The 21,619-nt window shown below is 55.0% G+C and carries 17 protein-coding genes; 13 read left to right on the forward strand and 4 right to left on the reverse strand.

All coding sequences use genetic code 11. The features are described 5' to 3' along the window. Positions 1-2: 2 nt before the first annotated feature. Complete coding sequence (locus tag FKCLFG_RS08545; protein ID WP_472612672.1) at positions 3-1,232, reverse strand: pyridoxal phosphate-dependent aminotransferase; 1,230 nt, start codon at positions 1,230-1,232, stop codon at positions 3-5. A 236-nt stretch (positions 1,233-1,468) separates the two neighbouring features. Between FKCLFG_RS08545 and FKCLFG_RS08550 the strand changes: the two genes are divergently transcribed. From FKCLFG_RS08550 to FKCLFG_RS08595, 10 genes are all read left to right on the forward strand, one after another. After that, the gene (locus tag FKCLFG_RS08550) at positions 1,469-1,882 is read left to right on the forward strand and encodes an Mth938-like domain-containing protein (protein WP_472612673.1); all 414 of its coding nucleotides are present in this window, start codon (positions 1,469-1,471) and stop codon (positions 1,880-1,882) included. 18 nt (positions 1,883-1,900) lie between these two features. Further along, positions 1,901-3,556 (forward strand): glycosyltransferase family 39 protein, encoded by a 1,656-nt coding sequence (locus FKCLFG_RS08555; RefSeq protein ID WP_472615826.1) that lies wholly within the window; start codon positions 1,901-1,903, stop codon positions 3,554-3,556. 10 nt (positions 3,557-3,566) lie between these two features. Further along, positions 3,567-3,938: an EamA family transporter gene (locus tag FKCLFG_RS08560; RefSeq protein WP_472612674.1), complete on the forward strand. Its 372-nt coding sequence runs from the start codon at positions 3,567-3,569 to the stop codon at positions 3,936-3,938. A gap of 171 nt (positions 3,939-4,109) precedes the next feature. Next, positions 4,110-5,246, forward strand: coding sequence for a DegT/DnrJ/EryC1/StrS family aminotransferase (locus FKCLFG_RS08565; RefSeq protein ID WP_472612675.1), 1,137 nt, complete (start codon positions 4,110-4,112; stop codon positions 5,244-5,246). An 85-nt stretch (positions 5,247-5,331) separates the two neighbouring features. Next, on the forward strand, positions 5,332-6,321 hold the full coding sequence (locus FKCLFG_RS08570) for a glycosyltransferase (protein WP_472612676.1): 990 nt from the start codon (positions 5,332-5,334) through the stop codon (positions 6,319-6,321). Then, entirely contained in the window at positions 6,318-7,220 is a 903-nt protein-coding gene (locus FKCLFG_RS08575; protein WP_472612677.1) for a formyltransferase, read from the forward strand. The genes FKCLFG_RS08570 and FKCLFG_RS08575 overlap by 4 nt, the downstream gene beginning before the upstream one ends. Positions 7,221-7,236: 16 nt before the next feature. Then, positions 7,237-8,289, forward strand: coding sequence for a bifunctional UDP-4-keto-pentose/UDP-xylose synthase (locus tag FKCLFG_RS08580; protein ID WP_472612678.1), 1,053 nt, complete (start codon positions 7,237-7,239; stop codon positions 8,287-8,289). A 16-nt stretch (positions 8,290-8,305) separates the two neighbouring features. Then, entirely contained in the window at positions 8,306-9,247 is a 942-nt protein-coding gene (locus FKCLFG_RS08585; protein WP_472612679.1) for a polysaccharide deacetylase family protein, read from the forward strand. Between the two features lie 147 nt (positions 9,248-9,394). Continuing rightward, positions 9,395-9,850, forward strand: coding sequence for a peroxiredoxin (locus FKCLFG_RS08590; protein WP_472615827.1), 456 nt, complete (start codon positions 9,395-9,397; stop codon positions 9,848-9,850). Between the two features lie 178 nt (positions 9,851-10,028). Beyond that, positions 10,029-11,780 (forward strand): PhoH family protein, encoded by a 1,752-nt coding sequence (locus FKCLFG_RS08595; RefSeq protein WP_472612680.1) that lies wholly within the window; start codon positions 10,029-10,031, stop codon positions 11,778-11,780. A gap of 70 nt (positions 11,781-11,850) precedes the next feature. Here FKCLFG_RS08595 and FKCLFG_RS08600 read toward each other — a convergent pair whose 3' ends face one another. The 3 genes from FKCLFG_RS08600 to FKCLFG_RS08610 form a co-directional block, all read right to left on the reverse strand. Continuing rightward, the gene (locus tag FKCLFG_RS08600; RefSeq protein WP_472612681.1) at positions 11,851-12,858 is read right to left on the reverse strand and encodes an inorganic phosphate transporter; all 1,008 of its coding nucleotides are present in this window, start codon (positions 12,856-12,858) and stop codon (positions 11,851-11,853) included. 151 nt (positions 12,859-13,009) lie between these two features. Continuing rightward, positions 13,010-13,636 carry a DUF47 domain-containing protein gene (locus FKCLFG_RS08605; RefSeq protein WP_472612682.1) on the reverse strand — a complete coding sequence of 209 codons (627 nt, stop codon included), beginning with the start codon at positions 13,634-13,636 and terminating at the stop codon, positions 13,010-13,012. Between the two features lie 91 nt (positions 13,637-13,727). Beyond that, complete coding sequence (locus tag FKCLFG_RS08610; protein ID WP_472612683.1) at positions 13,728-15,113, reverse strand: replicative DNA helicase; 1,386 nt, start codon at positions 15,111-15,113, stop codon at positions 13,728-13,730. Between the two features lie 922 nt (positions 15,114-16,035). Here FKCLFG_RS08610 and FKCLFG_RS08615 point away from each other — a divergent pair. The 3 genes from FKCLFG_RS08615 to FKCLFG_RS08625 are packed head-to-tail and all read left to right on the forward strand — an operon-like array spanning position 16,036 to position 21,457. After that, the gene (locus FKCLFG_RS08615) at positions 16,036-16,635 is read left to right on the forward strand and encodes a DUF2760 domain-containing protein (RefSeq protein ID WP_472612684.1); all 600 of its coding nucleotides are present in this window, start codon (positions 16,036-16,038) and stop codon (positions 16,633-16,635) included. Beyond that, positions 16,632-18,506, forward strand: a complete 1,875-nt coding sequence (locus FKCLFG_RS08620) for an Hsp70 family protein (RefSeq protein ID WP_472612685.1) — start codon at positions 16,632-16,634, stop codon at positions 18,504-18,506. Before FKCLFG_RS08615 ends, FKCLFG_RS08620 begins: the two co-directional genes overlap by 4 nt. A 26-nt stretch (positions 18,507-18,532) precedes the next feature. Next, complete coding sequence (locus FKCLFG_RS08625; protein ID WP_472612686.1) at positions 18,533-21,457, forward strand: Hsp70 family protein; 2,925 nt, start codon at positions 18,533-18,535, stop codon at positions 21,455-21,457. Positions 21,458-21,619 lie beyond the last annotated feature (162 nt).

The following is a 21,619-nucleotide window of genomic DNA, read 5'->3' on the forward strand; positions in this document are numbered from 1 at the left end:
AGTTAAGCAGTACCGTGCCGTTTGCGATAACCGCCGAGAAAGCGGGCGATCCGGCCCATTGCATCGGTCAGATCATCTGCATTGGGCAGGAACACAACCCGGAAATGGTCCGGCGCGATCCAGTTGAAGCCGGTTCCCTGCACGATCAGGACTTTCTCTTCGATCAGCAACTCCTGGGCGAAGTTTTGATCATCGGCAATCGGATACATCTTCGGGTCCAGTCGCGGGAACATATATAACGCTGCTTTGGGCTTGACGCAGGTGACGCCGGGAATGTCAGTCAGCAAACGGTGCGCCAGATCGCGCTGCTTGGTCAAACGCCCATTGGGTGCAACCAGATCGTTGATGCTCTGATAACCACCCAGCGCGGTCTGAATCGCAAACTGGCCCGGCGTATTCGAGCACAGACGCATCGAGGCCAGCATGTCCAGGCCTACGATGTAATCCCTGGCATGACGTTTCTCGCCCGACACCGCCATCCAGCCGGCGCGGTAGCCGCAGGAGCGATAATTTTTCGACAAGCCGTTGAAAGTGATGAACAAAACATCGTCGGCCAGCGAGGCGATGGAAGTATGGGTTTCGCCGTCGTACAAGGTCTTGTCGTAAATTTCATCGGCGAACACGATCAATTGATTCTGTCGAGCAACTTCAACCAGCTGTTGCAGTATTTCAACCGGATACAGCGCTCCGGTCGGATTATTCGGATTGATGACGACAATCGCCTTGGTGTGCGGCGTAATTTTCTTCTTGATGTCTTCGATGTCGGGCAGCCAACCGGAGGCTTCATCGCAAATATAATGCACCGGTCTGCCGCCGGACAGGCTCACAGCGGCAGTCCAGAGCGGGTAATCGGGCGCTGGCACCAGCACTTCGTCGCCGCTATCGAGCAAGGCGTTCATGCTCATCACGATCAGTTCGGAGGCACCGTTACCGAGATAGATGTCGTCGATGGCGACACCGGCGATTTCTTTCTCCTGGGTGTAATGCATGATCGATTTGCGTGGCGCAAACATGCCTTTGGAGTCGGTATAGCCGGCGGCTTGATGCAGATTGCGAATCATGTCCTGGACGATCTCATCCGGCGGATCGAAGCCGAATACGGCCAGATTGCCGATATTGAGCTTGATGATCCGGTGGCCTTCGTCTTCCATCTGGCGCGCTTTTTCCAGCACGGGCCCGCGGATGTCATAACAGACGTCTGCTAATTTTTTCGATTTCTGAATCGGTCGCACAGCTACACTTCCTTGTTGTTTTGATACACGATAGGGCGCATTTTGTTGCAACGCCGAAAAGCCTATTCTGCCGAATGGATCGTGTTTTATCAATCAAAAACACCCATTGCAGCCGAGATTGGCAAAGAAAAAAGCTACAATGCCAACTTTGTTGCGCTCCCATCGTCTGCAAAGCGCACAAATATCCTGCTCTGACGCACTGTCCTCATTGATTTGACTGACCTGACAATCACACCATGAAGCTCCAAATTACTTCCACACAACAATACCAGACCGTCACCGCGTACGATGACGCTGGCATAGAAATCAACGCCAAGTACTTTACACACAGTCTGTTAGTGATGCCGGAAATCGCCCCGGTTGCATGGCCGGTCGATTGTTTTGAGGCACTTACCGCCGAACATTTCATGCAGATCGACGCCCAGAATCCCGATGTGGTGATCCTGGGCACTGGCCAGCGGCAACGCTTCGTGCATCCGAAGCTGACAGCCGTGCTGACGGCGCACCGCACCGGGGTCGAATGCATGGATAACCAGGCGGCCTGTCGCACCTACAACATCCTGATGTCGGAGGGTCGCAAAGTCGCGCTGGCGCTGATCATCGAGCCTGCCGCGACCAACGCCAACGATACCATTCCAGCCTCAACCTGACTGAATGACATGAGCGACATGCGCGATTTGTACAAATCCCAGCCTTTCGTCTGGGCGCTATTTCTTATTTTCACCCTGTGCTGGTTTTACGCACTGGACTTGCGCACGCTAGTACCCACCGACGAAGGCCGCTATGCCGAGATGGCGCGCGAGATGGTCACCAGCGGCGACTGGATCACCACCCGCTTGAACGGCATCAAATACTTCGAAAAGCCACCGCTGCAAACCTGGATGAACGCGCTGACTTTCACGCTGTTCGGCATGGGCGAATGGCAGGCGCGTTTCTGGACCGGCTTGTGCGGTTTTCTCGGCATCTTGCTGACGTATCAGGCTGGGCGCAGCGTTTTCAATGCACGGGTCGGCTATTTGGCGGCGCTGGTGCTGGGATCGAGTTTTTTGTGGGCGGCGCTGGGGCATATCAATACGCTGGATATGGGCTTGTCCGGCATGATGACACTGGCGCTGTGCAGCTTGTTGATCGCGCAACGCGATAGCGCCGGCGAGCGCGAGCGGCGCAACTGGATGCTGGCCTGCTGGGCCGGCATGGCGCTGGCGGTACTCTCGAAAGGTTTGATCGGGCTGGTTTTGCCCGGCGCGGCGCTGGTAATTTATGCGCTAGTGGCAAATGACATCGGGATATGGAAACGTATTCATATTGGCAAGGGACTGCTGCTATTTTTCGCCATTACGACGCCCTGGTTTGTACTGGTGTCGATTCGAAATCCGGAGTTTCCGCAGTTTTTCTTCATCCATGAACACTTCCAGCGCTTCACCAGCGAAGTACATCATCGCGCCGGCCCCTGGTATTACTTCATCCCCTTGCTGCTGCTCGGCATCACGCCATGGCTGGGAATTCTGTTGCAAAGCTTATTTCACAGTTGGCGCGCGGCACCGGGCACTATTTTCAAACCGAAACGCATGCTGCTGATATGGGCCGCTTTCATCTTTTTCTTTTTCAGTATTTCAGGCTCGAAACTGCCGTCCTACATTCTGCCGATTTTTCCGGCGCTGGCCTTGCTGATTGCCGCTTACTGGGATAGTGCCGGCCGCAAACACTGGATGCTGGCGTCCGGCTTGATGGTTGTCATCGGTGCGGTCGGCCTGTTTTTCGTGCAGCGTATTGGAAAAATGTCGGATGTGCCGCTTGAAATCCCGTTGTACCTGGCTTACCAGCCATGGGTGACTGCTGCTGCCATCGTGGCCCTGATCGGCGGCATCGGCGCATTCTTTCTGGCGCAGCGCGGACGTGGGGAATTGGCTGCGACCATCCTGGCCTTGTGCGGCTTTGCCGGCGGGCAAATACTGACGCTCGGCCATGATCCGTTCGGCAATTACGCGTCCGGGCGGCCGCTGGTGGCTGCCATCAACGCGGAAAGTACGCCTGCCACGACGCTGTATACGGTTGGACGACTGGATCATTCGCTGCTGTTCTATCTGCGCCGCACCATGGTCATGGTGGAAAATCCGGACGAGCTGGAGTTCGGGCTGGCGCAGCAGCCGCAGCTGTGGTTGCCCACCCGCGCAGCATTTATCCAACAATGGACAAATGGCCCGAAAGCCATTGCCGTTACTTCACCGACAATCTATGGCGAACTGCAAAAGCGCGGGGTGCCAATGCGCATCATCGCTCGGGATGGGCGCCGGATTGTCATCGCAAGCGACGTAAAAAAATGAACTTATCACTATGAATCTACCTACTTTCGGCTTTATCTTCGTCGGCATTTGCCTCAACGCCGTGGCGCAATTGCTGCTCAAGGCAGGCACCAATGCGGTCGGCGCGATTCACCTGACGGCGGAAAACTGGTTTGCCACCGCAATCAAGCTGGCCACGCAACTGCCGATCGTTGCCGGACTGACTTGCTACGTTATCTCCGTGGTGGTCTGGATCATCGGCTTGTCGCGGGTGGATGTCACCATCGCCTACCCATTATTATCGCTGGGCTATATCATCAATGCGATTGGCGCATGGTATTTCCTGGGCGAAATGGTGTCGGCACAGCGCATCCTGGCAATTGGCGTCATCATCGTCGGCGTGATATTGCTGACCCGCAGCTGATAGACAAATCATGGGAGTATGCAAAAAAATACCGCATATTCCGCATATATTAATTGCGACACTAAATTATACATAATGTAGTACTCTAATATCGCCAGCCTACCTTCACCTAATGTAGGTAAGTAAATAGCCAAGTAAACGAGCGAATCACCCTTTTCTGATGCCGACAACATGACCGATAACACTGCCCTGCCCTTTCTGCCTTTTTCCAGGCCCAGCATTGATGAAGCGACGATTGCCGCGGTCGGTGAAGTGCTGCGTTCCGGCTGGCTCACCAGCGGACCAAAAGTTCAGGCTTTCGAAGCCGCGCTGTCGGCCTATTTTGGCGGCCGCCCGGTGCGCACTTTCAACTCCGGCACCTGCACCATGGAAATCGCGCTGCGCGTCGCCGGTATCGGGCCCGGCGACGAAGTGATCACGACGCCGATCTCCTGGGTCGCCACCGCCAATGTCATCATCGAAGTCGGCGCCACTCCGGTCTTTGCCGATATCGATCCGATTACCCGCAACATCGATCTGGATAAACTCGAAGCCGCCATCACGCCCCGCACCAAGGCGATTATTCCGGTCTTCCTGTCCGGCTTGCCGGTCGATATGGATCGCTTGTACGCGATTGCCAAAAAACATAATTTGCGGGTAGTGGAAGACGCCGCGCAAGCCCTCGGTTCGCGCTGGAAAGGCCAGCCGATCGGCTCCTTCGGCGACTTGGTGTCGTTCAGTTTTCAGGCGAATAAAAACATCACCACAGCCGAAGGCGGCTGCCTGGTGCTGAACAATGTCGAAGAAGCGCAGTTGGCTGAAAAATACCGGTTGCAAGGCGTCACCCGCAGCGGTATGGATGGCATCGATGTCGATGTGCTGGGCGGCAAATACAATATGACCGATATCGCGGCCGCCATTGGGCTGGGCCAGTTTGCCCATTTGGATGCCATCACCGCGCATCGCCACACGCTGGCGAAACGGTATTTCGCCAGTTTCGGCCCCGATTTTGAAGCCAAAACCGGTGCTCAATTGCCGCTGGCAGACTTTAGCAATACCAACTGGCACCTGTTCCAGATCATCTTGCCCGACCATGTTATCCGGGCCGAATTCATGGCAAAAATGAAGCTGCACAATATCGGCATCGGCTTCCATTACGCGCCGATCCATCTATTTACGCTCTACCGCGAACGCGGCTTCGGCCCCGGCATGTTCCCGGTAGCAGAGCGGATCGGCCGCCAGACTGTATCGTTGCCGATGTTTTACGCGCTAACGGAAGCGGATGTCGAGCGCACCGTAGCAGCGGTCAAATCCGTACTCATTCACTAAAAATAATAACCAGCCGCAAAAGGACACAAAGGAAGCGATACAACTCCTTTTTGCTTTGAGTGGCTGCTGGGGCGCATGCAAAAAAATGAAACCAGAACTTTCCGTCGTCATCCCGATATACAACGAAGAAGCAGGCTTGTCCAAGCTGTATGCGCGGCTTTACCCGGCGCTGGATGCGCTGGGTCTGTGCTATGAAATCATTTTCGTCAACGATGGCAGCCGCGACAATTCGCCGGCGCTGCTGGCCGACCAGTTCCGGCTGCGCCCCGACGTCACCAGAGTCGTGCTGCTAAACGGGAATTATGGTCAGCACATGGCGATTCTGGCCGGCTTCGAGGCATCCCGCGGTGAAATCACCGTTACGCTCGACGCCGACCTGCAAAATCCACCGGAAGAAATCGGCAATCTGGTCGCCAAGATGCGCGAAGGGTACGACTACGTCGGTTCGATTCGCCGCATCCGGCAAGACGCTGCGTGGCGCACCTATGCCTCCAAGGCCATGAACCGCCTGCGCGAAAAAATTACCCACATCAAGATCACCGACCAGGGCAATATGTTGCGCGCCTACGGCCGCAACGTAATCGACCTGATCAACCAGTGCAGCGAAGTCAATACCTTCGTGCCGGCGCTGGCATACACTTTTGCCCGAAAACCGACCGAAATCGTAGTCGAACACGAAGAGCGCGTGGCAGGCGAATCCAAGTATTCGCTGTACAGCCTGATCCGTCTGAATTTTGACCTGATGACCGGATTTTCGCTGGTGCCTTTGCAATTGTTCTCGATGGTCGGCATGATCCTGTCCGCCGCCTCGGGCCTGCTGGTGCTGCTGTTGCTGGTGCGCCGCTTCTTGCTGGGCGCGGAAGCCGAAGGTGTATTCACCCTGTTTGCCATCGTATTTTTCATGTTGGGCGTGGTCTTGTTTGGCATCGGCTTGCTCGGCGAATATGTCGGGCGCATCTTCCAGCAAGTGCGCGGCAGACCGCAATACGTGGTTAAAACCGTGCTGCAGGAACCGCCTTTCATCGAACGGCGCCTGGGGAAAAAAGAATCGTCCGCCATCCCGGAGCAATCATGAAAGCGGTGGTTTTCGCCTATCACAACGTCGGCGTGCGCTGCCTGAAAGTATTGCTGGCGCGCGGAGTGAATGTAGCGCTGGTGGTCAGCCATGAAGATAATCCGGCTGAAACCATCTGGTTCGAATCGGTCGCTGCGCTCTGCCGCGAACATGGGATTGCCTGCGTAAGGCCGGACGATCCGAATTCGCCCGCATTATTCGCACGGATACAGGCGCTGCAGCCCGATTTCATTTTCAGCTTTTATTACCGCCATATGCTACCGGTCGCCCTGCTGGCACTCGCCAGATATGGTGCCTACAATATGCACGGCTCGCTGCTGCCAAAATACCGTGGTCGCGTACCAGTCAACTGGGCCGTGCTGCACGGCGAAACCGAAACCGGCGCCACTTTGCACCAAATGGCCGCAAAACCGGATGCCGGCGCCATCATCGCGCAAACGGCGGTACCCATCCTGCCGGACGACACCGCCTATGACGTATTCGGCAAGCTAACAGTCGCTGCCGAGCAAACGCTCTGGAATGCATTGCCGGCGCTTTTGGCAGGCAATGCACCACAATTGCCAAACGACCTGTCGCAAGGCAGCTATTTCGGCGGACGCAAACCGGAAGATGGCCGCATCGACTGGTCACAACCGGCACAGGCAATCTACAACCTGCATCGGGCAGTCGCACCGCCCTACCCGGGCGCCTTCACTGAAATCCAAGGCAAGAATTTTGTTATCGGCAGCGCCCGCCTGGGTACCCTGGCCCGAGCGGATTTTCCGCCAGGCTTGGCGGTGGAGGATAATGCCATTCTGGGCGTTTGCGGCGATGGCCGCACGCTAAACATCCACGCGCTATTGTGCGAAGGCAAAGCCATCTCACCACAAGAGCTCCAGGCATTCCTTGTAAATCAATAAAAAATTAGAGTAAACAATGAAAAAAATTCTCATTCTCGGCGTCAACGGCTTTATTGGCCACCATCTGTCCAAACGCATTCTGGAAACCACCGACTGGCACGTCTACGGCATGGACATGATGACGGACCGCATCGCGGATCTGATCGAAAATCCGGAATACAAGTCGCGCATGCATTTTTTTGAAGGCGATATCACGATCAACAAGGAATGGGTCGAATACCACGTCAAGAAATGCGATGTGATCCTGCCTTTGGTCGCCATCGCCACGCCAGCGACTTACGTCAAGCAACCTCTGCGCGTATTCGAACTCGATTTCGAAGCAAACCTGCCGATCGTGCGATCTGCCGCAAAATACGGCAAACATCTGGTGTTTCCATCCACGTCTGAAGTGTATGGCATGTGCCACGACGAAGAATTCGATCCGGAAAACTCAGAGCTAATTTGTGGCCCGATCAACAAGCCGCGCTGGATTTACTCCTGTTCCAAGCAATTGATGGACCGTGTGATCTGGGGCTACGGCATGGAAGGCTTGAATTTCACGCTGTTCCGCCCATTCAACTGGATCGGTGCCGGCCTTGATTCGATTCATACGCCAAAAGAAGGCTCGTCGCGCGTAGTAACCCAATTCTTTGGCCACATCGTGCGCGGTGAAAATATTTCACTGGTAGACGGCGGGTCACAGAAACGCGCTTTCACGCACGTGGGCGACGGTATCGATGCCCTGATGAAAATCATCGCCAATGAAAATGGCGTTGCCAGCGGCAAAATTTACAATATCGGCAATCCGCTGAACAATTATTCGATTCGCGATCTGGCCAACATGATGTTGACGCTGGCGACCGAATATCCGGAATATGCAGAATCCGTCAAACAGGTGCAGTTGCTCGAAACCACCGCCGGAGCCTATTACGGCGCAGGCTACCAGGACGTGCAGAACCGGGTGCCGAAAATTACCAATACCTGTGAAGAACTGGACTGGCAGCCGACCACCACCATGGCCGATGCGCTACGTAGCATCTTTGATGCATATCGCGGCCAGGTCGCGCAAGCCCGCGCATTGATGGATTAATCAATTGCAGACCGCCTTGCCTTCCATCACCTTAAAAATCGACGTTGACACTTACCGTGGCACCCGGGAAGGCGTACCAAATTTGGTGCGCCTGCTGAAAAAGCACAATGCCGATGCAACCTTCCTGTTCTCGCTCGGCCCGGATCATACCGGTTGGGCGCTGCGCCGGGCGTTTCGGCCCGGTTTCGTCAAGAAGGTATCGCGCACTTCAGTGGTCGAACACTACGGGTTGAAAACACTGATGTACGGCGTATTGCTACCGGCACCCGACATTGGCCTGGAGTGCGCTGCAGAAATGCGTGCAGTGCAGGATGCCGGCTTCGAATGCGGTATTCACACCTGGGATCATGTGCTCTGGCAAGATAATGTGCGCGCTGCTAGCGTCGCCTGGACACAACGTCAAATGTTGCAGTCGTGCGAGCGCTTCAGAACCATTTTCGGCCAGAAACCGCAAACCCACGGTGCAGCTGGCTGGCAAATGAATGAATGTGCGTTCGTGCAACTCGATGCATTCGGCATTGCCTATGCATCCGACACTCGGGCCATGTTGAGCGAATCCGGCGCGCTCATTGACCCCAATACAGGACCATACAGGCTACAAATCTCGGGCAAAACGCTGTCCTGCATCCAGATGCCGACCACGCTGCCGACGCTGGATGAAATGCTGGGGCGAACCATAAACGGTGAAGTCATTACACTGTCAAATATTGCCGATACACTATTCAAATTGACGCAATCGCCGCGGGACCATGTCTACACTTTGCACGCTGAACTTGAAGGTCAGAAATTTGCCCCCATTTTGGAACAGTTGCTACTGGGCTGGCAGAAGCAAGGTTATAAATGCATATCGATGGCGCAATTGCATCGAAAAATTAAAGGCATGAGGTTACCAACGCATCCGCTCAACTGGGCTGAGTTGCCAGGACGCTCAGGCCAATTAATCGTTCCAGGCATTTAATTCAGGCGGTAAGATTTATTTGATACATGCGCGCCAGCCGTTGCGCGCCATGCCATAGAGCAAATAAACGAAAACATGAGCAGATTGGCGTAATGCCATAATCAAACAACGATACAGGAGCATACCTTGGCAGACAGTTGCGTCGAAATGGGTCAGAAGTTGCCGGAGCTTACCGCAGCGATGACCAGTGAAAAAACATTCAGACTCTCCGAATACAAAGGCAAGAACGTCGTATTATTCTTTTATCCCAAAGACAACACGCCGGGTTGCACCACCGAAAGCATCGCCTTTCGCGATCTTTTCACAGAATTCCAGCAAGCTAATACCGAAATTTTTGGCCTGAGCAGAGACAGCATTCGCTCGCATGAAGGTTTCAAGGCTAAACTGGACATGCCATTCGAACTTATCTCCGATCCGGATGAAGCGATTTGCACGCTTTTCGGTGTAATGAAAATGAAAAGCATGTATGGCAAAACCGTCCGCGGCATCGAACGCAGTACCTTCCTGATTGACGCAACCGGCCAATTAGTGAAAGAATGGCGTGGAGTAAAAGTCGCTGGGCACGTTGATGAAGTACTGGAATTCACGAAAAATCTTTCTTGATCAGAACAACCATTGAATCACAATATATTTTTGCAGGAAGCCGTTTGTGGATCGGACATGCCTCCATCCCAGACGGCTTTTTTACTTCACGATTTAGCATCAAATCTACCATTTTTCCCGCAACCGCTTGCAAGCTGGTGTATGGATTCTTTTCAAACATTTTTAATTTGAGGTTCTGATGCCACTGCCAAAAATGCCAAACAAGCCCGCCACAATACTGTCACCGACAGACTATCCGAAAGCGGCCAAAGGCAAATTCATCAAGCCGATACTGGCACCTGTTGAAGCTGCGCCGCAACTGATAAAGCAAGTGATACTGGCACCGATTGAAGCCGCGCCAGAGCAGACAAAACAGGCCCGGTCTAAAGTTGAAACGGCAACTGTGACTGCAGCTGCGACGGCAACACCGCAAGCACGCACCATCCGTAGCAAGACCACCCCCGCAGCAAAAGCAGCCTTGTTGCAAGCAAAACCGATCGAGCGTCACCTGAAATCAAGTACCAGCCGTGCTGCCGACAAAGCTGGCGTGCATAAACTCTTTGTGCTGGACACCAATGTCCTGATGCATGATCCGGCATCGTTGTTCCGTTTCGAGGAACATGACGTCTATCTGCCGATGATGACGCTGGAAGAACTGGACGATCATAAAAAGGGCATGTCAGAAGTCGCCCGCAACGCACGCCAAGTGTCACGTTCACTCGATGCGCTGGTAGCGAACACTCCTGACAATGCGATTGAAGATGGCATTCCACTGGCCAAACTTGGCAACAAGGAAGCTAAGGGTCGCCTGTTCTTTCAGACCAAGCTGCAAATCGCAACCTTGCCGGAAGGACTGCCGGTCGGCAAGGCGGATAACCAGATTCTCGCTGTGGTACGTGCGCTGGAAGCGCAACAGCCTGGCCGCGCCATTGTGCTCGTCTCGAAAGACATCAACATGCGTATCAAGGCGCGTGCGATGGGTTTGCCGGCAGAAGACTACTTCAATGACCATGTCATGGAAGACACCGACCTGCTCTACTCAGGGATATTGCAGCTGCCCGACGATTTTTGGGACAAGCACAGCAAGAACATGGAGTCATGGCAGGAGAACAAGAACGGCACAGGCACCACTTTCTACCGCATCACCGGGCCAATAGTGCCGTCATTTCTTCTCAATCAATTTGTTTATCTGGAACCCCAAAACGGTGAAACGCCTTTGTATGCCCATGTCCGGCAAATCAATGGAAAAACAGCCGTGCTGCAAACTCTACGCGACTATGGGCACGTTAAAAACAGCGTATGGGGAATTACATCACGCAATCGCGAGCAGAATTTTGCACTCAATCTGTTAATGGATCCTGAATGTGATTTCGTCACCCTGCTGGGCCAGGCTGGCACCGGAAAAACCTTGCTGGCACTTGCATCCGGATTGGCACAAGTACTCGAAACCAAGCTCTACAACGAAATTATCGTGACCCGGGTGACCGTGCCGGTAGGCGAAGACATCGGATTCTTGCCGGGTACCGAAGAGGAAAAAATGTCGCCATGGATGGGCGCATTCGACGACAATCTTGAAGTCCTGAACAAATCAGATACCGATGCCGGCGACTGGGGCCGGGCAGCGACGCAAGATTTGATACGCTCGCGCATCAAGATAAAGTCGCTCAATTTCATGCGCGGCCGCACTTTCGTCAACAAGTTTTTGATCATCGACGAAGCACAAAATCTGACGCCTAAGCAATTGAAAACATTGATTACGCGCGCCGGCCCCGGCACCAAGATCATCTGCCTCGGCAATATCGCGCAAATCGATACCCCTTACCTGACTGAAGGCTCCAGCGGTCTGACCTATGTTGTTGATCGATTCAAGGGGTGGGACCACAGCGGTCATGTAACGCTGGCGCGTGGCGAACGTTCACGTTTGGCAGATCACGCAAGCGAGGTGCTATAGCATTCGTTTTGTTGTACTAAACAAAAAAAACCCACCGAATTAATTCGGTGGGTTTTTTTTGCACAATAATTTATAGAATCTTCGTGCCTATCCACCAGGCAATGGCAGCAACGAAAGCAGATGCGGGAATCGTGAAAATCCATGCCCACACAATATTACCAGCCACGCCCCAGCGTACGGCTGACATTTTTTGCACTGAACCAACCCCGACAATCGCACCGGTAATAGTATGTGTGGTCGAGACGGGAACTCCCAGTGCAGTTGCCAAGAACAGTGTCATCGCGCCGCCGGTTTCAGCGCAAAAACCGCCAACCGGTTTGAGTTTTGTGATGCGCTGCCCCATCGTTTTGACGATGCGCCAACCGCCGAACAGGGTACCGAAACTAATTGCGCTATAACAAGAGATGATGACCCAAAGCGGCAAAGGGTCATGCGCTCCAAGAGATCCGGAAGCAATCAGCAGCATCCAGATGACCCCCATGGTTTTTTGCGCATCATTGCCACCGTGCCCGAGGCTGTACATCGATGCCGAAAACAATTGCATGCGACGAAACCATTTATCCACCCGGCGCGGCGTTGATCGTACGAATAGCCATGAAACCAGCAGCATCATGATTGAACCAAAAATGAAGCCCAGCAAGGGTGACAATACGATGAAAGCTATGATTTTCAGCAAACCGGCCATCATCAGCGAGTCCGTTCCCGATTTTGCCACTGCGGCACCAATCAGGCCGCCAATTAAGGCATGGGACGATGATGAAGGAATGCCGTAATACCAGGTCAGGAAATTCCAGCAAATTGCGCCGATCAGCGCGCCGAAAACCACATACTGATCAATCACCTGCGGGTCAATAGTGCCCTTGCCAACCGTCGACGCCACTTTCAGCTGAAAGATGAGAATTGCAACAAAGTTGAACAAGGCTGCCATTGCCACCGCAGTTTGCGGCTTCAGGACTCCCGTTGATACGACCGTAGCAATGGCGTTTGCAGCATCATGAAAACCATTCATGAAGTCGAACAACAACGCCAGTGCGATCAGTAAGGCGAGCACATACATGCTGATTTGAAGTGTATGCATGGAATCCGTTTAACATTTTGATGCACGCACAAAGAGTGCATCGGGAGAGCAAATTATTGTTGGGGATTTGTGACACCGCGCGGCCTTCAAGCGCCAAAATCAGGCTAGATGCCAAACCCGACTTGTCATACTTGGAATTAGCTTAAGAACGTTACGCATTCTCTACTATGATGCCCTCAATAATATTCGCAACATCCTCACAACGGTCTGTGACTGTTTCGAGAATTTCGTAAATAGCTTTTAACTTGATCAGATTGCGCACGTCGGGTTCATCACGAAACAGTTTCGACATGGCGGCACGCATCACATGATCCGCATCCGATTCCAGACGATCGATTTCCTCGCAGATTGATAGCATTTTTTCCGAGTTATCCATGTTATGCAACAGGGAAACTGCAACTTTAACTTTCTCGGTGCACTCCAGGCATAGCTCCGCCAACCGTTTCGCCTCGGGCGTAATGGCCTTGATGTCATACAGTGAGACTGTCTGCGCTGCATCCTCAAGCAAGTCGAGGATATCGTCCATACGCGTGATCAATTGATGAATATCGTCACGATCAAGCGGTGTAATGAAAGTTTTATGAAGCAGATCAATAGTTTCATGGGTCACCTTGTCTGCCTGTTTTTCAAGGGCCTCGATAGCATGTGCACGCTTATCAATGTCATCAAAATTTGTCATCAACGCGACCATTTCTTGCGCGCCCTGCACGCACAGATCGGCATGCTGACAAAACAAATCAAAAAACTTGCCTTCGGTAGGCATTAAACGTCCGAACATATTTATTCTTTCTTTTGTTCTGCAGCGCTAAATGAAAATTTACTGGGAAATCGGCACTACTACCGATACAAACTCAAAAATAAAACGTCGCTCAATCGCCGCCTTGGAAATTTTGCCCACCGGTATAGTTGTCAAATTTGGTGTATTGCCCCATAAAGGTCAGCCGCACGCTGCCAATCGGCCCGTTACGCTGCTTGCCTATGATGATTTCAGCGGTTCCTTTGTCGGGCGAATCTGGGTTATATACTTCATCGCGATAAATGAAAAGGATTACGTCGGCATCTTGCTCAATCGCACCAGACTCCCGTAAATCCGACATTACCGGCCGCTTGTTGGGGCGCTGCTCAAGCGAACGATTCAGTTGGGACAAAGCGATCACAGGGCAATTCAATTCCTTGGCTAACCCCTTCAGACTGCGCGAAATTTCTGAAATCTCGGTAGCGCGGTTTTCACCTGAACTATTGGCAGACATCAACTGCAGGTAATCGACGATGATAAGGCCGAGTTTGCCGCACTGGCGCGACAAGCGACGGGAACGAGCGCGCAACTCGATCGAATTCAGCGCCGGCGTCTCGTCGATATAGAGCTGTGCATCATTCATTTTCTGGATCGCGTGGGTCAGGCGCGGCCAATCCTCATCGGCCAGTCGCCCGGTACGCAACCGGTGCTGATCCAGACGACCGACTGAGCCCAGCATACGCATGGCCAGTTGCGTACCCCCCATTTCCATCGAGAACACCGCCACCGGAAGACCGCTTTCAATGGCGACATGCTCTCCGATATTGATTGAAAAAGCGGTTTTACCCATGGATGGTCGCCCAGCCACGATAACCAGGTCGCCTGGCTGCAAGCCGGACGTCATTCGATCCAGATCGGTAAATCCGGTCGGAACACCCGTAATGTCGTTCTGGTTGTCGCGGTTGTAAAGCTCATCGATACGCTCGACCACTTGGGTTAGCAGGGGCTGGATTTCCTGGAAGCCTTGCGCACCACGGGAGCCTTCTTCGGCGATTGCGAAAATTTTGGATTCAGCCTCATCCAGCATCTGCTTGACTTCCTTGCCCTGTGGATTAAAGGCCTGTCCGGAAATTTCATCAGATACCGTAATTAGCTTGCGCAGCACTCCCCGATCGCGCACGATTTCTGCATAACGGCGAATATTGGCGGCAGACGGGGTGTTTTGGGCCAGCGCATTCAGGTAGGACAAGCCGCCGACTTCTTCAGCCTTGCCCACGCTGGTCAAGGCTTCAAAAACGGTAATCACGTCGGCTGGTCTGGAACCGTTAATCAGTTTAACGATATGCTGAAAGATGACGCGATGGTCAAAGCGGTAAAAATCGTCATTATGTAAAAAGTCGGCAATCCTGTCCCAGGCAGCATTATCAAGCAGCAAACCACCCAATACTGATTGTTCTGCTTCAATGGAATGCGGCGGTACGCGAAGAGATTCTAGTTGAGGATCGGAACGATTATTCATGGCGCGCATTATACCGCTCTCGCATTCAGGTTCGATTTGAGTCGTTATCGATCTTAACAGTAATCCTCATTGCCTCAAGTTTGCGCCCAACCGTCTCGCGCTCCAACGCCAAACCATGTGTTGATAAAGCGTGGCATAGCCCAATTAGTTCTAAAGGCATTCCATTTTTTTTGAGGCGGGTAAGTACGGCATTAAAATTTAACTTGTAAAGTCAGCTTATTTTTGCCGCACGTTGCTATTTCAATATTTATATGAGTATATTTTAAGTAACCAATAAAAATATGCGTAGAATTCTATATAAATAGCTATACACCCTATTTTTTCAAAAATATAATTTGTGTTATCAATCCTTTGCGTGCTATTCGCATCTTTTGTAGTTGCGTAATATCTGTTGTTAATTTGAAATTTATAGCCGTAAGATTACAAAATTTGCAGGCGAAGGTTTATTCGGAACACCCCGAACAAAGGGGCTTGCGCTGCATCCAAGTCAAGAAGTCATCAGCAGGGGCCTATGCTTGTTTGACATGGGACGAATAAGGGAAGCTTCAGAAGAAGAATGTCGTCTGGCAGATATTTTTAAGGCATTTTCCGCGCTTGCCCAGCCGCGCGATTTTTAGAGGTAAGCCAAGAAGACGTCTGTTTCTCTTTCCCAGGAAATATTCTCCTTAAATCTTCGGCTACAATGTTAATTATTGCAGCGCACCATTTATTTTTTCACAGGAAAAACTCCCTATTCTGGAGTGGCAATATTGAAATCCGCCATCAGTCATGCAAATGGCGGTAGGAATTAGAAAGGGCGCGTTTACGGCCCATTTTTCAATTTTTAGGCCAAGTCGCTTGTTACCTTCGCAGAACTGGCGATTGCGCTACAGGCAAATACCCTTTTATTCGGCTTTAACGCCGGAGCACTCAGGAGCAATGAATGAGCAACTCGAACACGTCCCCGCAGCAGAATCCGACGCCATCCTTTTTCCGCAGAATTCCTATTGCATTCGGGGCCTTCTTCTCCATTCTTTCCGACGCCAAGTTTGCCGCTCGGGTCGATGGCTTGCGCCAGAATGGCGTGCAGCCTCCGGTTACCACGCCAACTTCGGCCCCAATCCGTGAAGTGCCGAAACCTGCTCCGCGTCCAATGCGGGAAGCGCCCGCCGATGCGGCGCTGCAGCTGCTGGGATTGTTGCAGCGGGATGCGCGTCTGATCGATTTCACCGAAGAAAACCTGACCGACTATTCCGACGCCGACATCGGTGCCGCCGCCCGCGTGGTGCATGAAGGTTGCCGCAAAGTACTGCGCGAGCATTTCACCATCGAGCCGGTGCGCCCGGAAGCGGAAGGCAGCCGCATCACCTTGGATGAAGGGTTTGACGCGCGCGCCATCCGGCTCACCGGCAATGTGGTCGGCAAGCCGCCATTTCACGGCAGTATTAGCCATCGAGGTTGGCGCGCCACCGACGTCCGGTTGCCGAAACTGGCTGACAGTCACGACGCAGGCATTTGTGCGCAAGCGGAGGTGGAACTATGAGCGAACCGCGTTTTGCCATTGGCATCGACCTCGGCACGACCCACTGCGCGCTGGCTTTCGTCGACATCGCCGCTTGTGACGGTGAAGAAACCAGCCACGGCGTTCTCGCAATTCCGCAACTCACGGCACCGGGCGCGGTCGAAGAGCCGTCTTTGCTGCCTTCCTTCCTCTACTTGCCGCACGCCGACGAGCTTGCCCCGGGCGAACTGAGCCTGCCCTGGAGCAACACGGATAATGATGTCGACTACGCGGTGGGCGAAATGGCGCGCAGCCGAGGCGCGACCACACCGATACGCCTGGTGTCGAGCGCAAAAAGCTGGCTTTGTCATTCCGGAGTGGATCGCCGGGCCGCGATTCTGCCCAACGATGCGCCGCCGGAAGTGGCGCGCGTGTCGCCGCTCGAAGCCTCCATCCGCTATTTGTCGCATTTGCGCGCAGCCTGGGATCAGGCTCATCCCGAAGCGCCGTTCGAGCAGCAGGATATTACCGTCACGATTCCCGCCTCATTCGATCCGGCGGCGCGGGAACTAACCGCCGAAGCGGCCAAAGCGGCCGGTTATGGCGCCATGACCTTGCTCGAAGAACCGCAGGCCGCGCTGTATAACTGGATACAAACCAGCACCGGACAGTGGCGCAAAGATGTCAAGACCGGCGATATTATTTTGGTCATCGACGTCGGCGGCGGCACCAGCGACTTATCCTTGATTGCCGTTACCTCGCAAGAGGGAAATCTGGAGCTGAACCGGGTTGCCGTGGGCGACCATATCCTGTTAGGCGGCGACAATATGGACCTGGCGCTGGCCCATGTCGTGGCAAGAAAGCTGGCTGACGATGGCACCAGCCTTGATCCGTGGCAATTGCGCGCGCTGACTTATGCCTGCCGCGCCGCCAAGGAAGCGTTGTTGAGCGATCCAGAGCTTGAGGCGCTGCCGCTAGTCGTTCCCAGCCGCGGCGCGAAACTGATCAAAGGCGCAATCCGCTCTGAACTGACACGACAGGAAGTCACCGCGACCATCCTGGAAGGCTTTTTCCCGCAAGTGGATGCAGCAGCGCGCCCGACCGTTCGGGCGCGAGCCGCCCTCACCCGCCTCGGTCTGCCTTATGCCCAGGACGCTGCCATCACCTCTCATCTGGCAGCATTTCTCGGACGCCAGGTGGCCGCGACCGCCGATCTTGAAGGCTTCGCCGACCGCGAAGATACAGGCGATGCGGACGATGCCAGCGCCAGCTTCCTGCATCCGACCGCCGTGCTGTTCAACGGCGGTGTATTCAAATCCAGCTTGCTGGCCGAGCGCACGCTCAATACGATTAATGACTGGCTCGCCGCAGAAGGCGCACCAGCAGCGCGCATGTTGGCAGGTGCCGACCTCGATCTGGCGGTGGCGCTTGGCGCGGCTTATTACGGCTATGTCCGGCGCGGAGCTGGTGTACGCATCCGCGGCGGCACCGCTCGCGCCTACTATGTCGCGGTGGAATCAGCCATGCCCGCGGTACCCGGCATGGCGCCGCCGGTGCATGCGCTGTGCGTGGCGCAGTTCGGCATGGAAGAAGGAACGGAAGCAGAGCTGTCGACGCAGGAATTTGGCCTGGTGGTCGGCGAACCCGTATTTCTGCGCTTCTTCGGCTCGTCGGTGCGGCGTCAGGATCAGATCGGCACCATGCTCGACTTCTGGCAGCCAGGCGAACTGCAAGAATTCGATGAAATCCGTGCCACGCTGCCGACGGAAGGCCGACAGCCCGGCGAAATCGTCCAGGTAATGCTGCACGCCAAAGCCACCGAAGCTGGCACCCTTGAACTGACGGCAGTTTCCACTAGCGGCGGCCAGCGTTGGAACATGGAGTTCGACGTGCGCGGCAACAACCCGTCCTGATGGCGCGTAATGATGGTGTGTAACTAATGCAGCAATCCGTCGCGCAAAAATACCTCGTCGGCATCGACCTTGGTACCACCAATACGGTCGTAGCCTACGCGGAGTTGGGCGCTAAACCTGATTCTGAGAAAATCCGGCTGTTTGAGATTGAGCAACTGGTGGCCCCCGGTGAACGCAAGGCATGCGCGATGCTGCCATCGGTGCGCTACCATCCTGCGCCCGGAGAACTGGCTGCGGGCGAATTGCAACTGCCCTGGACCAAAGCGGCAGTGAGCGATGCGGCTGATACACAGCACACGCAGCCCATCGTGATCGGCCAACTTGCGCGCACGCTGGGCGCGCAAGTGCCCGGCCGGTTGGTGGTCAGCGCCAAGAGCTGGCTATCGCACGCAGGCGTCGACCGCCTGGCACCCATCCTGCCGTGGGGCGCGGACGTTGCAGTGGGCAAGGTGTCGCCGGTGGCGGCAAGCGCCAGTTATTTGGCCACTATCCGAGCCGCATGGAACTGGCGTTTTCCGCACAGCCCGCTGGAGCGGCAGGAAGTGGTGCTGACCGTCCCGGCTTCGTTTGACGAAGGCGCGCGCGCCTTGACCATCGCAGCAGCGCGCCAGGCCGGGCTAGCCAAGCTGCGCCTGCTGGAAGAACCGCAGGCGGTTTTTTACGATTGGCTGTTTCACCACCGGCACAGCCTGCCGGTGGAACTGGCCCATACGCGTCTGGTGCTGGTATGCGATGTCGGCGGCGGCACCACCGACCTGAGCCTGATCAAGGTGGAACTGCGCGATGGTCAGCCGCAACTGACGCGAATCGGCGTGGGCAATCATTTAATGCTCGGCGGCGACAACATGGACCTGGCTTTAACGCATCTGGTCGAAGCACGCATGGCGCAATCCGCGCCAGGGATGACGGCCCCACGCCTGTCAGCAGGCAATTTGTCCCAACTGGTGGAACGCTGCCGCGCAGCCAAGGAAGTGCTGCTGGGGCCACAAGCGCCGGAACGAGCGCCGGTGACTCTGCTGGGAGCCGGTTCCGGGCTCATTAAAAAGAAGCGTTCGGTCGACCTTTCGCGGGATGAAGTCGAACGGCTGATCGTCGATGGATTTTTCCCGATGGTAGCCAAGACCGAGCAGGCCAAGCGCGGCCGCAGCGGCATCGTGGAGTTCGGCTTGCCCTACGCCAGCGATCCTGCCATTACCCGCCACATCGCCAGCTTTCTGCACCAGCACGCGGCGGCAATCCGCGAAGCGCTCGGTGTTGACCATACTGACGGTGCTGACGCATCGAACCAACTGGCGCTGCCCGACACCTTGCTGCTCAACGGCGGCGTATTCCGCGCCGACGCGCTGGTCCAGCGCTTGCAAGACACTCTGGCAAGCTGGCGTGGCGCGCCGCTACATTTGTTGCACAACGAAAATCCGGACCTGGCGGTCGCCCGTGGCGCGGTGGCTTACGCCTTGGCCGGCCAAGGGCGAGCGCCACAAATTGGCGGCGGTGCGCCGCGCAGCTATTTCCTGGTTCTCGACCAAGATGGCAAGCACCATCGTAGCCAGGATGGTGGTGCTGCAGCGCGGCGCGCAATTTGCATTCTGCCGCGCGGCAGCGAACCAGGCCGTGAAATATTGCTAAACAATAATATTTTTGCCTTGCGGGTGGGCCAACCGGTGCGCTTTCACCTGGTGTCGTCGATTGCCGACGCCGCCAACCAGACGCCGCCCCACGCGGGCGAACTGATCAATCTCGCCGACGGCAACTTCGTCCACCTGCCGCCTATCGCCATGGCGCTGCAAGCTGATGCGGGGGCGAGCCAGCAAGACATTCCGGTGCAACTGGCAACGGCGCTTACCGAACTTGGCACGCTGGAGATGCACTGCGTCGAGGTGGCGCAAAGTAACGAGCAACCCGGCCAACGTTGGTTGCTGGAATTTCAGTTGCGCGGCGTGGGTGGAAACGAGGCTATAGAAGTCAAGGAAAAAATTCCGTTGCCGCCCCATTTCAAGCAAGCGGTCGAAAAAATTGAACGCATTTTCGGAGCCCGCACGCAGCAGGTAGCACCGAAAGAAGTCAAGCAGCTCCGGTTGCAACTGGAGCAATTACTCGGCAGCCGGGAGCGCTGGCAAACGCCGCTGTTGCGCCAATTGTTCGACGCGCTTCTGCCCCGCGCACGCGGCCGGCGGCGCTCGGCCGAGCACGAGCGCGCATGGCTCAATCTTGCCGGTTATTGCCTGCGCCCGGGCTTCGGATACCCGCTCGATGACTGGCGTGTCGAGCAACTCTGGCTGCTGTTCGAGCAGGGTGTCCAGCATGGCAATGACAGCCAGGTCTGCGCGGAATGGTGGACACTGTGGCGGCGCGTCGCCGGCGGCTTGGACGCACCGGCGCAACACCGCCTGCTAGCCGATTTTGCCTTCAATCTGCACACTGACGAGGCGAAATCCGGGCCGCGTCCGGCCGATCTGGTCAAGGGCAGCTTTGACGACATGCTGCGCCTGGGAGCATCGCTAGAACGCATTCCGCCGGACTACAAGGTTGAAATCGGCACATGGCTGCTCGACAACATTCGAAAGCCGAGCATCGAGCCGCATAAACCCGATAGTCAAACCCGGAATCTGTGGGCCCTTGGGCGCATTGGCGCGCGCCAGCCTTTCTATGGCAACGCACACGACGTTGTGCCGCCAGATATCGCAGCCGACTGGCTCGATGCGATTCTGGTTCTGGACTGGAAGCGGGTCGAACCGGCTGCATTTGCCGCAGCCCACATGGCGCGCATGACCGGCGACCGAACGCGCGACATCCCGCAGGCATTGCGCGAGCAGATCATCCGGCGACTGGAGGCGAGCGGTGCCGCACCCGCATGGGTTGCCATGGTGCGCCAGATCGTGCAACTGGAGCAGGCCGACGAGCGGCGCATGCTGGGAGAGTCCCTGCCACCGGGACTAAAATTAATCACCTGATGTTGCCGCAGGAAAACGCTTGCCGACCAGCTGTTTAAATTTCCAACCGAGATTTCATAGCGCCCGCAAAGGTTTTTGATCTACGAAAATGAAAAATGCTGAACAAAATTCAGGCGCAAAAAAAGCCGGGCAAGCCCGGCTTATGATGCAATATTGACAGCA

It is taken from the genome of Gelidimonas denitrificans, assembly GCF_055694065.1.